The sequence below is a fragment of the Brucella thiophenivorans genome (assembly GCF_002252445.1).
Taxonomy (GTDB): domain Bacteria; phylum Pseudomonadota; class Alphaproteobacteria; order Rhizobiales; family Rhizobiaceae; genus Brucella; species Brucella thiophenivorans.
Window position 1 is genome coordinate 1 of the sequence record NZ_NNRJ01000014.1, and the last position, 14,245, is coordinate 14,245.

Genomic DNA, 14,245 nt, shown 5'->3' on the forward strand with positions numbered 1-14,245 from the left:
GAACGCCATATAGACCCCACAAACCAAAACTGTCAATGACAAAACTGTCTTATTTGAAAATTTTTTGACAAGTTTCCACAGTTGCCAAGTTTTCCACGTTTTACGCTTATATAGGCACCCCCAACACATATCCTTATATATAGGGTAGGGTCACAAACCGGCCTCATTATTCAAATAGCCTTCGAATAAATTGAAAATTGGTCACCATTCGCTGTGATTAACGAAAGCCGATCCGCTTATCGTTGACTTCGCACGCTTCGGCAGGCAAAACTCAATAACCCCGTTTGAGGGACTTCCATAATAAGGGAAGACACCATACGTCGGACAGCAGCAAAGCTGCTTTCTGGGAAATGATGTTCACGCACCTTTTTGGCGCGGCCAGATTTGAAGAAGGGCCTACAAAAACAGCATGAATGAATTGGGGCCCAATAATCTGGATCCGGGTGACGAGCCCCCGCTGACAATCGGCGGACGGCGACGCCCGCCCGACCGGCGCGAAGTTTCGGCGCGTTGGCTTGCTGGCACATTTCTGACGGGTGTTACTTCTTGTATGCTGATTGGCGTCGCATTGTTTGCCGCACTTGATGGCCGCGAACAATTGGCGACACCCCCGGAAATTCTTGCACGCAATGACATGCCTGGTGTTGTTAATGATACGGGCGTCACCAAAGGTGCGCGCCTTGTCAGTACAATCTCAAAGCAAAAGGCCAATGATCGCCGCCGCTTCGACCTCTCAACAATGCAGAAGGTCGGCGAGCGCGAAGTCATTCGCACAAGGCCTTTCGAGCTGGTCCATATGGCATTGGCCGTCGATCACCCATCAAACCGGAAATATCCGGCATTTGATGGGATGTCCATTTTCTCAGAAGGGCCCGCAGCCCCCCAACCTGCCGATACCGGTCAGATTTACGGGGCAAAAGTTGAAAGTGAGGTCAGCCTGCAAGTTGCTGACTTCCCGCTCAACAGCACAACTTTTGATGCCTCAAGCGATCTGACCGTCGATGAAGTGGAGAAAGTGGTTCGCGACACCGGTGTTCTGCTGACGGACGGCGATGTTCAGGTTGCTTCTTTGCATTATGTTGACCCTGCACGTTTTGGTGGAACGGATTCCTCTTTTGCGCTTAGCCCGGCACTTGGAGTAAAAATTACACAGGAAAATGTCAGCGTCGCCCAACGTGCCGATGATGAAGAAGCCACAGATGGTTTCTCGGAAGAATTAATTCCTTTCCATCAGACGATGGACATCCATCAAGCGCTGCAAGATGCAGGCTATACGGGTGAAGACGCCTCCAATATGGCTGACGCGCTGACCAAATTGCTCAATTCGCCACGCCTTAAAGAAGGCAGCGTCTTGCGGATCGGCACAGAAACACAAGATGGCGAAGATCGGGTCGTCAGGGCGAGTGTTTATCATCGCACAACACATCTGGTGACCGTTTCGCTAAATGATCGTAAGCAATATGTGCCGTCTGATCAGCCTGAAGAAACACCGCTTCTTGCATCCGCTTTTGATGGTGATGCGCCGCCAACAGCTATTCGCGGCAATCTGCCGAGTGCATATGACGGTATCAGCCGTGCGGCCCTTGCCTATGGCATGACCGAAACAATGCGCGAAAACCTCGTAAAGATGTTAGCGACTGACGTCGATCTTCAGGCGCGGCTTTCTTCTAACGACAAGATCGATGCATTCTTCTCACTGCCAGACGATCCGGAAAAAGCAGACGGCGATTCTCAACTGCTTTTTGTTTCAGCGACATTCAGCGGAACAACACGCAAGTTCTATCGCTATCAGGCACCCGATGGCAGCGTGGATTACTTCAATGAAGACGGCAAAAGTGCCAAACAGTTCCTGTTGCGCAATCCCGTTCCAAATGGCGTGTTCCGTTCTCCTTTCGGTATGCGCCGCCATCCAATTCTTGGCTATAGCCGCATGCATACCGGTGTTGACTGGGCCGCACCGCGCGGCACACCGATTATCGCATCAGGCAATGGTGTCGTTGAAAAGGCCGGTTGGACCAATGGTTATGGTAATCAGACTCTGATTCGTCATGCTAATGGTTATGTCAGCAGCTACAGCCACCAGAATGCGATCGCTCGCGGTGTCAGCGCCGGATCGCGCGTGCGTCAAGGGCAGGTCATTGGTTATGTCGGCTCCACCGGACTTTCCACCGGGCCGCACCTTCACTATGAGCTGATCGTCAACGGCACCAAGGTTGATCCGCTTCGTATTCGCTTGCCGGACAATAAAGCGCTGAAAGGCAAGGAGCTCGAAGCCTTCAAGCTGGAACGTGATCGTATCGATACACTGCTAAACACGGATGATGCAGGCACAAAACTTGCATCCAGCGCATCGACGAAAAGCTGATGCTTGCAGAGCATGTCTCTCAAAAGTGGGAACCGGTTTTGGGAGACATGCGTAAAAACAAAGAATTAGAGCGTACGCAGTGAATACGATAAAGCGCCACACGCTCTAGAGCATAATCTGACCTTCGTTAAACGAGGATCGATAAGATTATACTTAAGATAAAAGAGGCAGAGCGCCAATCTGATCCAATCAGATCGAAAGGCACTCTAAACAAAAGGCCCAAAATCGAAATCGATTCTGGGCCTATTCCATGAGCGCTTGCCGCAAAGCTTAATCGGTGAACTCAACCGTTACACCCGGCTTCACGAGCTTTGCCAGTTCTTCGGCATCCCAATTGGTCAGACGCACACAGCCATGGCTGGATGTTTTGCCAATGCGCGATGGTTCAGGCGTTCCATGAATACCATAAGTCGGCTTGGAAAGCGCGATCCAGACCGTACCAACTGGACCGTTCGGACCAGGCGGGATAGTCAGAACCTTGTCATTGCTGCCCTGCTTGAAATTGATCTTCGGATTATAGGTATAATTCGGATTGATCGCGATGCGCTGCACCTGCACGATACCCGACGGCGATGGGGTGTCTGACGAGCCGATTGTTGAAGGATAGGCAACAACAAGCTTGCCGCTCTCATCATAACCGCGAACCTGCTTGCGTCCCTTATCCGCAATGATGCGCGCAACCTTTGCACGCACAGGCTTTCCGAGATTCGGCACTTTAACAATTGATCCTGGCTGGTTGAAATTGACGCCCGGATTGATTTCCTTGAGATAAGCCTCGTCAATATGAAATTTCTCGCCGAGCATTTCGGTAACCGACGTATAGGCCATGGCCGGAAGTTGTGCCTTATGTGCATAATCATCGGGAATAGATGCCACATATTGACGGCCAACATCTTCGTTGGTGATTGTATATTCAGTAAAGGCTGGGCCGCCCGTTGCCTGCAACTCTGCATCGATTGCAACTTCATCGGTCGGGTTCAAAAATTTGCCTGTTATCTCGCTATAAGCTGCGGCGGCCTTATCAACATTGCTACCCGAGCGGCCATCAACAACGCCGGGAGATGAACCGGCACGATCGAGCAGAATCTGATAGGCGGCGATCTTTTCCTTGGCACCCTGCCCTTTTGGCATTTCGATAGCGGGCGTCATATCATCCGCATTGGGGACAGCTTGCGGCTGCATCTGCGGCTGTTGATAACCCGGCTCGCGGTTAATGCTTGCGGTCGGAGATTCTGTATCAGGATATTCGGTTCCCGCCGGTGGCAATTCGGATCGCTGCACCTGTCCATCGCGGTTATAGTCATAGCCGGGAGCGGAGGGTGCTTCAGGGTAATAATTCGGGTCCTCCGGCACATTGCCAAAGCCATCATAAGGCGCGCCACCCCCGGTTGGACCATCTGACCAACCGCCATCCTGCTGGCCACCGCTGGCATAACGCCCGGAATCACGTGGATCTTCGATGTTGAGAACACGGCCACGGCGATCAACCGTTACCTGACGCCCATATTCATCTGTGTAAACACGCACACCACGATCAGAACTCCGCTCACGCCCCCAGTCAAACAGCTGAGCCATCTGTACCGGTTGGGCTGCGGGAGTTGTTGCACCGCGTTCAGCGGCATGGCCACTCACACCTGCCATAAGAAGGAGAGCGGAACCAAACAAACCGAAGCGAAACATACGTGTGAGATGCGTCATACAAGAAACCCTGAATTACCCTAGGATTATGGATGCATTTATATGGTTAACAATTTATTATTCAATAACAGCAAATGGCAGATGAACTGGACATGAAGATGGCAGTAAAAACTCTGCCCGTTACAGAAAAAAGAAAAAGCGCCACAATCGGAAGATTGCAGCGCTTTCATAATAGCGTTCGAAAAGCTTAAGCTTCTTCGTCTTCCTTCAATGGCTCACCCTCGCCTAACACGCGAATGGGACGGAAGTTAAGCCGGTCAGAGCCTGGCAATATTTTAACGATTGAACCATCAAGAATATCGCCAAGCAAAATCCGTTCGGCCAACGGGTCCTGAACTTCCTTCTGGATAACGCGTTTCAACGGACGCGCACCATAAGCCGGATCATAACCCTTGTTTGCCAGCCATTCACGGGAATCGTCTTCAAGTTCCAGCGTGATCTTGCGATCGTGCAACAGAACCTGCAAACGCTTCATTTGAATGTCGACAATCGAACCCATGTCCTCACGACGCAAACGATGGAACAGGATGATTTCATCCACACGATTGAGGAATTCCGGCCGGAACGAAGCCCGTACGACACCCATCACCTCTTCACGAACACTTTCAACGTCTTCATTCTCGCCAAGATTGACGAGATATTCAGCGCCAAGGTTCGAGGTCATGATGATCAGCGTATTGCGGAAATCAACCGTGCGACCCTGACCATCCGTCAGACGTCCATCATCAAGAACCTGAAGCAACACGTTGAACACATCAGGATGCGCCTTTTCGATCTCATCGAACAGGATCACCTGATATGGTCTGCGCCGCACAGATTCCGTCAGAACGCCGCCTTCTTCATAGCCGACATAGCCGGGAGGTGCACCGATCAGCCGGCTCACAGAATGCTTTTCCATGAATTCCGACATATCGATGCGAACCATAGCTGTGTCGTCCTGAAACAAAAACGAAGCCAAAGCTTTAGTCAACTCGGTCTTGCCCACACCGGTTGGTCCGAGGAAGATGAACGAACCGATTGGACGATTCGGATCCTGAAGACCTGCGCGTGCACGACGAACAGCTTTTGAAACAGCCTGAACTGCTTCACCCTGTCCGACAACGCGTTTGCCGATTTCATCTTCCATGCGCAAAAGCTTTTCGCGCTCGCCTTCCAGCATCCGCTCAACCGGAATGCCCGTCCAGCGCGCAACAATCTGCCCGACATGCTCAGGTGTTACTGTTTCCTCAAGCAGAGAACCTTTGTTTTCATTGCTTTCAGCATCGACAAGCTGCTTTTCAAGCTGCGGAATTGTGCCGTAGGCCAGTTCACCAGCCTTCTGGAATTCACCGCTACGCTGAGCAGTCGCCAAAGCATTGCGTGCTTCTTCAAGCTGACGCTTCAAATCTGCCGCAAGTCCAAGCTTCTGCTTTTCCGCCTGCCATTTCGCTGTCAGTTCCGCTGATTCTTCTTCCAGATCAGTCAGTTCTTTTTCAAGTCGCTGCAACCGATCAATAGAAGCCGTATCGGTTTCGACCTTCAATGCTTCGCGCTCGATTTTGAGCTGCATTGCGCGACGATCGATCTCGTCCAACTCTTCCGGCTTTGAATCCACCTGCATACGCAGACGCGATGCAGCTTCATCGACAAGATCAATAGCCTTATCTGGCAGGAAGCGATCCGTAATATAGCGGTTCGACAGCGTTGCTGCCGCAACAAGTGCCGAGTCGGAAATGCGAACCTTATGGTGCTGTTCGTATTTTTCCTTCAAACCGCGAAGGATCGAGATTGTATCCTCAACAGTCGGCTCATCAACAAATACCGGCTGGAAACGCCGCGCAAGGGCTGCGTCCTTCTCAACATATTTGCGATATTCCTCAAGCGTGGTCGCACCAACGCAGTGCAATTCACCACGCGCCAGTGCGGGCTTAAGCAGGTTCGACGCATCCATAGCGCCATCAGACTTACCAGCACCGACAAGCGTATGCATTTCATCGATGAAGAGGATGATCTGACCAGCAGCTGCCTGCGTTTCCGAAAGCACGGCCTTCAGACGTTCTTCAAACTCACCACGATATTTCGCACCGGCAATCAGGGCACCCATATCAAGCGCCATTAACTGCTTGTCTTTGAGCGATTCGGGCACATCCCCATTGACGATGCGTAGCGCCAAGCCTTCGGCAATTGCGGTCTTACCAACACCCGGTTCACCAATCAGAACCGGATTGTTCTTGGTCCGGCGCGAAAGAACCTGGATTGTGCGGCGGATTTCGTCATCGCGACCGATAACCGGATCGAGCTTGCCAGCGCGTGCATCTTCCGTCAGATCGCGCGCATATTTTTTCAGCGCATCATAATTGCTTTCAGCGGAAGCCGAATCGGCAGTGCGACCCTTACGCATGTCATTGATGGCCTTATTCAAAGCTGTCGGTGTCACACCAGCAGCAGCCAGAATTTCAGAGGTTTTTGCAGACTTTTCGATAGCAAGTGCTGTGAGCAAACGCTCAACCGTGACAAAACTGTCGCCAGCCTTGCTTGCCAGCTCTTCGGCAAGGGTAAAAACCTTTGCCAATGGCTGGGAAAGATAAAGCTGATCGTTACCGCCACTTACTTTGGGCAGTTTTTCAAGCGCCGACTGTAAACCAAGACGTACATCAGCACTGCGACCACCCGCACGCTCAATGAGCGACGCAACAAGCCCCTCGTCATCATCGACGAGCACTTTCAAAAGATGTTCCGGAGTAAACTGCTGATTGCCCGAGGAAAGGGCAAAAGTCTGGGCCGACTGAATAAAACCGCGAACCCGTTCGGTGTATTTCTCAATATTCATAATGTCTCCTTTTCCCTCCGACCCATTCTGGCATCGGAAGACTTTTGGTGACGGAGCCACCAAATTCGGCTGGCTCACTATCCAAGGAGAGATATGGGAAGATCCACTAAGTTCGGCAAGGCCATAAAAGCCAAAAGCGTGCAAATAAAAATGGCGCGGAAAACCGCGCCATCTTTTTGAAATCAAACATATTGCCAATCAGGCTTTATGCATCAGAATCCGCTGTTTCAGGAACTTCATCCTTAGGAACACGACGCGGGCGACCCGGACGACGTGTAACGCGGGCTGGAGCTTCTTCCTTAGCCGACGCTTCAACGGATGCTTCGGCAGCAGGTGCAGGCTTTTCAACAACCGGCGCTGCTTCTTCCGCAACTTTTGCAGGCCTTTCAGCGCGCTTAGGCTTTTCAACCACTGGCTTTTCTGCAACCGGCGTTTCAACTACCCGCGCTTCAACAACTGGTGCTGGAACTGGCTGTTCATCAGAAACCGCAGCAGCAACTGGTGCATCTATGACTGGCTGATCGGACTGCTCATCCGCATTGAAGCGTTCGCGCTGTGGGCGACGACCGCGACCAAGACGGCGTTGATCACGTCCGTCACGGCCTTCGCGGGCATCACGACCTTCGCGTGGCTGCGAACGGTTGTCAGGGCGGCCATCAGAACGATTGTCCGAACGGCCTTCCGAACGACTTTCACTGCCATCTTCGCCGTAAACAACTTCAGCTGGAGTGCCTTCGATAACAGGCTGCGGGCCGGAACCATTGACTGGCTGGTGCACAGGAGCGGCTGGCACGAAGCCGCCTTCATCCTCATCGCCACCATCATTGTCGAAGTTTTCTTCGCGCTGATATGGAATATTCTGCGCTGCCATAGCAGCCATGATGATGCGATTATAATGTTCTGCGTGCTGAAGATAATTTTCAGCCATAACACGGTCACCAGACGCCTGAGCGTCGCGAGCCAGTGTCGTATATTTTTCTGCAACATGCTGAGCATTGCCGCGGATTTTTACATCCGGACCATTGCTTTCATAATTACGTGACAGAGGATTGGGGCCCTTGCGGTTGTTATTGTTGTTATTATTATTGTTGTTATTCCCCCGTCCGCGCATACGCCTGTTCTGCTGTACTGGCCTCATCGTCTTCTCTTTTCAGATTAAAGGGCGTCAAATTCCTGTGGCTTAAAGACACCGGCTTCGCATTATCGAGCCATGGAGGAAGCACACCCTAAAACTTCCCACACATCGAATTGTTAAGAGTTCCGCATCGCCCACCAAAGACAACGCGAACTTTCCGGCTTGGCATTTGCAAGACCCTCCGAAAAGAAAAACTCTCCGGAACTATTTTTGAAAGCCGTGCACTTCCGTACAAACCATCCCTTGAGAAAAACCCTCACGGGAGCATGACCTTAATTCGTCATGGAGTATTTCCGCCACCGCCCTCAAGCGGGCAAAACCATTCTGGCTATATACGGTGGCTGGAAACTAAACGGCTTCGCCGCAAATTCCAAGCGCTTTTTTGATGTCATAGCGCGTTTTTTAATTCGCAGTCTATCAAACGCCCACACCATATGAATCTATGAAAACCATGGCCCTTCTATGACCACCGAGATCAATCGCTTCATTAGTCAAGTGAAAATCAGCGCTTTCAAAAATCGCGCTCACATCGTCAAACTGGCCTGCGCCAATTTCAACGGCAACTATTCCACCTTCATATAGGTATTCATGAGCCTCATTTGCAAGGGAGCGGTAGAAATCAAGTCCGTCATCGCCACCGTCTAGAGCCGTCATCGGATCATGCTCACGCACTTCGCGCGACAGATCATCAATGTCCTTGCTTGGAATGTAGGGCGGGTTTGAGACAATGAGATGAAACCTGCCAGTTACATTTGAAAACCAGTCGCTCTTAAGCGCCGCAAATCTCTGGCTCACACCATTTGTTGCAGCATTTATCCTCGCCATGGCAAGCGCACCATCGGCAACATCGAGCCCAATACCATTGAGCTTATCAAACTGATGAAGAAGCGAAATCACAATGGCACCGGTTCCGGTGCCCATGTCGAGCATCATTGCCCGACCATGCTGTTCAATCAGCTTTTCAATGTAAGGTGAAACAAGCTCCACCAGCGCTTCTGTATCAGGGCGCGGTTCAAGCGTTTCAGGCGAAAGCCGGAACGGCAAGCCGTAAAACTCGCGCGTACCGATGATGCGATGAACAGGTTCACCGCTAATACGGCGCTCCAGCGCTTTGTTTAACTGCACGACATGATCGTCATCAATGAGCTTTTCCGGCGACGAAATCAGATCAAGCCGGGTCGCGCCCGTAACCCATTCGACAAGAAGCCGTGCATCAAGATCAGGCGTATCAAGCTTTGCCGCACGCAATCGCGCACGGCTCGCGATCATGAGTGCATCAAGACGCTTGCCGCTCACGCGTTTTCGCCCAGTTCCATCAAAAGTGCAGTCTGATGATCAGAAATCAGCGCATCAACCAACTCATCCAATTCGCCCATCATCACTCGGTCGAGCTTATAGAGGGTCAAATTGATACGATGATCCGTTACGCGGCCCTGCGGAAAATTATAGGTACGGATACGCTCGGAACGATCACCCGACCCAACCTGACTGCGGCGCGACTCAGAGCGTTCGCTATCGGCCTTTTGCCGCTCCATATCATAAAGACGCGCGCGCAGAATCTGCATAGCTCGGGCACGGTTCTGGTGCTGCGATTTCTCCGCCTGCACAACCATGATGCCCGTTGGAATATGCGTAATACGCACAGCCGAGTCAGTCGTGTTGACGTGCTGACCACCAGCACCAGAAGCGCGCATCGTATCGATACGAATATCTTCGTTGCGAACCTCAATGTCGATCTCTTCGGCTTCGGGCAGCACGGCCACCGTTGCAGCCGATGTGTGAATGCGGCCACCTGCTTCGGTTTCCGGCACACGCTGCACGCGATGCACCCCCGATTCGAATTTTAGTTTCGAGAACACGCCCTTGCCGGAAACGGTTGCAATGATTTCCTTAAAGCCGCCCGCGTCACCGTCGCTTGCCGAAACCAGTTCGACACGCCAGCCTTTTTCGGCAGCAAACCGTTCATACATGCGGAAGAGATCGCCCGCAAAAAGTGCTGCCTCAAGTCCGCCCGTACCAGCGCGGATTTCCAAAATCGCATTCTTCTCGTCAGCCGCATCTTTTGGCAGCAGCAAAATCTGCACTTCTTGCTCAAGCGTCTCAATGCGCTTTTCGACCTCTGGCAGTTCTTCGACCGCCAGCGCGCGCATTTCGGCATCAGTGGATGCATCATCACGCATAGCGGTCAGATCGAGCGCCTCGCTACGCGCATCGGTCAGCTCGCGAATTTTACCGACAACGTCCTGAAGCTCTGAGTATTCAGAGGCCAGTTTCACATAGGTGACAGAATCAGGATTGTTCGCCATCTGGCTTTCAATCATCGAAAACCGCTTCAAAAGCTGGTCCATCCGGTCCTGTGGCAATGCGATCATGGGTATGTCCTAAGGTATCTCAAAGTGAGAATAAGCAAAATCGGGCACAGCACAAACGGTGCTATACCCAATGATGAAATGCAATTTTCTACGCTATAGCGGAATATCGTTGTCTTCTGCAAACTGAAGCAGCAATTCACGCAGCGAATGCGCACCGTTTGGCTTATCGAGCTTTTCATTGAGAAGCTCGTTGAGCTTACTCACATCGAGCGCACCAAGCATCGCCTTGACCGGACCAATATTGGCAGCCGACATGGAAATCGATCGGAAACCAAGGCCCAGCAATGCCATCGCAGTCAGCGGACGCCCAGCCATTTCGCCACATAAAGTAACCGGCTTTCCATGGCGATTGCCAGCATCGATAATATGACGAAGCGTACGCAAGAAAGCAGGTGACAATTGATCGAAACGACCTGAAATCAGCGAATTGCCGCGATCAACCGCCATCAAAAACTGAAACAGATCATTGGAGCCGACCGAAACGAAATCCACAATCGCCATCAATTCGTCCAGCTGCCATAGAAGTGCAGGCACCTCGATCATCGCACCAAGCTTCAGATTATTAGGCAGCGTATGGGCAAAGCGTGAAAGGTGACGCACTTCGCGATCAATGATCTCGCGCGCAGCCTTCACTTCTGCAACTTCGGTAACCATCGGCAACATGATTTTGAGTTCACGCCCACCAGCAGCTTTCAGCAGCGCACGCAACTGTGTGCGCATCAAACCTGGACGATCCAGCGTCAGGCGGATCGCACGCCAGCCAAGCGCCGGATTTTCTTCCTGCGCGGTTGCGCGGAAATACGGAAGAACCTTATCGCCACCAATATCAAGCGTGCGAAAGGTGACAGGCTTATCACCCGCAGCTTCAATCACCGAGCGGTACAGCCGTTCCTGTTGTTCTGCACGCGGGAAAGTAGACGCCACCATGAACTGAAGTTCTGTGCGAAACAGACCGATACCCGCAGCGCCCGATGCTGAAAGCTGTGGCAAGTCCACTAGCAGACCCGCATTCATCAAAAGCGAAATGTCGACGCCATCTTTCGTCACTGCAGGCTTGTCGCGTGATTCGCGATAAAGCGCCTGACGACGAGCACGAAAGCGAACTTTTTCTACATAAGCAGTTTCAACGTCGGTTTGTGGACGCAGATGCAGGATACCCTCATCGCCATCGACAATGGCCGCATCGTTGTTTTCAGCCATGGACACAGCGCCCTTGGCCTGTCCGACCACGGGAATACCCATTGCGCGTGCAACAATCACCACATGGCTGGTGGCAGCACCATCTTCCAACACAACCCCGCGCAAACGCTCGCGTGGATAATCAAGAAGCTCGGCTGCTCCCATCGTGCGCGCGACAATGATCGCGTCCTTGGCGAGTGATTCGGCCATAGTTTTGATGTCGCGACCCATCAGCTGACGCAACAGGCGATTAGCCAGATCGTCAAAATCCGAAAGACGCTCACGCATATAAGGATCGGTCAGATGCACCATGCGCGCACGCGTGTCGCTCTGCACCTTCTCAACTGCTGCTTCTGCCGTCAGACCATTGTGAATGGCTTCTTCAAGACGACGCACCCAGCCGCGATCATGAGCAAACATACGATAAGCTTCGAGCACTTCACGATGCTCGCCTTCAGCGGCCACATCACGACGCGAAAGCATGTCATCAATCGAAATACGCAAAGAACCGAGCGCAGTTTCCAGCCTGACGAGTTCCGCCTGACTGTCCTCGTTAAACAGATTTGTTACAACGATGCGCGGCTCATGCAGCACGACATGACCAAGGCCGATGCCATCATTAAGCCCATTACCAGTCACGCTCATTGAACGGCCAAGATCCAGCTCAATGCCGGGACGTGCAAAACGCAGCCCGTCTCCGGTGGCAATAATTTCAGCAAGAACCATTGCTGTCGTCTCAAGTGCTTCAACCTCGTCTTCGCGATAGGCCCGCTTCGTCTGATTCTGGACGACAAGAACGCCCAAAGTGCGGCCAGCACGAAGAACAGGAACACCGAGGAATGAATTGTAAGCTTCTTCGCCAGTTTCCGGCAGATAGGCAAAGGCTGGATGGCTTTGCGCATCGGTCAGATTTAAGGGACGTGCACTGGCAGCGATCGTACCGACAAGGCCCTGGCCCAGACGCAACTGCGCAAGGTGAACAGACTGTGGGTTTAGACCCTCAGTCGCATAAAGCTCAAGCACGCCATCAGCACGAAGAATGTAGAAAGAGCAAACTTCCGCGACCATATTTTGCGCGATTTCACGGACGATCCGGTCAAGACGTTCCTGCGGCTCCAGAGACTCCGCCATCAATTCGCGCAGCTTCTTGAGAAGCACGCGGGGACCAGTTGTCAGATCACGCATGATCGTCGGAGGCTCCTCAATTGGTACAGGCCCCGCTTCACGCAAAGCCAGTTCCCATTACCCGCCTGCGAAGCGTTACGCCGAATCCTTTGTGAGCATTTTTGACACGCACGTCTAGTCTATTCATCAGAAAATCTGACAACTCATAGAATAAGAGAATGCCGCTCACTCATTATAGCGCGCGGCATAGTTTCAAAACGGGGCAGGCAGAGCCCGTTAATTATTTATCAAGACCATAAACGCCGTGCAGCGTACGCACGGCAAGTTCTGCATAAGGGCCATCGATCAGGATCGAAATCTTAATTTCAGATGTGGTAATGGCGCGAATGTTGATGCCCTTTTCAGCAAGCGCCTTAAAGGCAGTCGCTGCGACACCTGCATGGCTGCGCATGCCAATACCAATGACAGAAACCTTAGCAAGACCTGTTTCCGACTGAATATGATCCGAACCAATTTCAGCCTTCACCTTATCGAGAACGCGCAAGGCTTTGTCGATGTCGCCGGTCGGGATCGTGAAGGTCATGTCGGTTTTCGAACCGTCTTCCGACACATTCTGCACGATCATATCGACATTGATGTGCTCTTCGGCCAGAGGTCCGAAAATCGCTGCCGAGATACCCGGGCGATCAGCCACGCGTCGGAGCGAAATCTGAGCTTCATCTTTAGCATAAGCGATACCAGTGACGACCTGCTGTTCCACGATTTCTTCCTCGTCGCAAATGAGCGTTCCGGGCGGGTTGATCGGATCATCCATGCCCGGCGCATTGGGGTCCGTAAAACTTGAGCGCACGAAGGTGCGAACTTTATGTACCATGGCAAGCTCGACCGAGCGCACCTGGAGAACTTTGGCGCCAAGGGATGCCATTTCCAGCATTTCTTCAAATGTAATACGCGAAAGGCGCTTGGCTTTTGGTTCGATGCGCGGATCGGTCGTGTAAACGCCGTCAACATCGGTATAAATGTCGCAACGATCAGCTTTCACGCCAGCGGCAATCGCAACAGCAGACGTATCCGAGCCACCACGACCCAGCGTCGCAATGCGGTTATCCGGGCCGATGCCCTGGAAACCAGCAACAACCGCAACCTGTCCCATTTCCATACGACGGATAATTTCTGAACCGTCAATTTCCTGAATACGGGCTGCGCCATGCGCATTGTCCGTCTTGATCGGAATCTGCCAGCCCTGCCATGAGCGCGCATCAATACCAATCGACTGCAGTGCTATCGCCAGAAGACCGCTTGTGACCTGTTCGCCGGAGGCTACAATCGCATCATATTCACGAGCATCGTAAAACGGCGACGTTCCACCGGCAACCTTGGGTATGCTCTGTACCCAATTGACCAGTTCATTGGTCTTGCCCGACATCGCGGAAACGACAACGGCAACCTGATTGCCAGCATCGACTTCACGTTTGACGTGGCGCGCCACATTGGAGATGCGTTCCAGATCGGCCACAGAAGTGCCGCCGAATTTCATCACGATGCGCGCCATTTAAGGTTAC

At 52.2% G+C, this 14,245-nt stretch carries 8 protein-coding genes; 1 reads left to right on the forward strand and 7 read right to left on the reverse strand.

Annotated features, from left to right (window positions below):
- Window positions 1-409 precede the first annotated feature (409 nt).
- Window positions 410-2,365 carry a M23 family metallopeptidase gene (locus tag CEV31_RS04175; RefSeq protein ID WP_094505642.1) on the forward strand — a complete coding sequence of 652 codons (1,956 nt, stop codon included), beginning with the start codon at window positions 410-412 and terminating at the stop codon, window positions 2,363-2,365.
- A gap of 270 nt (window positions 2,366-2,635) precedes the next feature.
- On the opposite strand, the gene CEV31_RS04180 is transcribed toward CEV31_RS04175, so the two are convergent.
- The 7 genes from CEV31_RS04180 to CEV31_RS04210 all read right to left on the reverse strand — a co-directional run bounded on the left by CEV31_RS04180 (window position 2,636) and on the right by CEV31_RS04210 (window position 14,235).
- Entirely contained in the window at window positions 2,636-4,063 is a 1,428-nt protein-coding gene (locus tag CEV31_RS04180) for a L,D-transpeptidase (protein WP_374847070.1), read from the reverse strand.
- A gap of 187 nt (window positions 4,064-4,250) precedes the next feature.
- Window positions 4,251-6,872, reverse strand: a complete 2,622-nt coding sequence (gene clpB, locus CEV31_RS04185; RefSeq protein WP_094505643.1) for an ATP-dependent chaperone ClpB — start codon at window positions 6,870-6,872, stop codon at window positions 4,251-4,253.
- Window positions 6,873-7,077: 205 nt separating this feature from the next.
- Window positions 7,078-8,010 (reverse strand): DUF4167 domain-containing protein, encoded by a 933-nt coding sequence (locus tag CEV31_RS04190; protein WP_094505644.1) that lies wholly within the window; start codon window positions 8,008-8,010, stop codon window positions 7,078-7,080.
- A 414-nt stretch (window positions 8,011-8,424) separates the two neighbouring features.
- Complete coding sequence (prmC, locus tag CEV31_RS04195; protein ID WP_094505801.1) at window positions 8,425-9,276, reverse strand: peptide chain release factor N(5)-glutamine methyltransferase; 852 nt, start codon at window positions 9,274-9,276, stop codon at window positions 8,425-8,427.
- Between the two features lie 23 nt (window positions 9,277-9,299).
- Entirely contained in the window at window positions 9,300-10,379 is a 1,080-nt protein-coding gene (prfA, locus tag CEV31_RS04200) for a peptide chain release factor 1 (RefSeq protein WP_094505645.1), read from the reverse strand.
- Window positions 10,380-10,472: 93 nt separating this feature from the next.
- Window positions 10,473-12,743: a phosphoenolpyruvate--protein phosphotransferase gene (gene ptsP, locus CEV31_RS04205; RefSeq protein ID WP_094505646.1), complete on the reverse strand. Its 2,271-nt coding sequence runs from the start codon at window positions 12,741-12,743 to the stop codon at window positions 10,473-10,475.
- Between the two features lie 220 nt (window positions 12,744-12,963).
- Window positions 12,964-14,235 (reverse strand): aspartate kinase, encoded by a 1,272-nt coding sequence (locus tag CEV31_RS04210; RefSeq protein WP_094505647.1) that lies wholly within the window; start codon window positions 14,233-14,235, stop codon window positions 12,964-12,966.
- Between the last annotated feature and the right edge of the window lie 10 nt (window positions 14,236-14,245).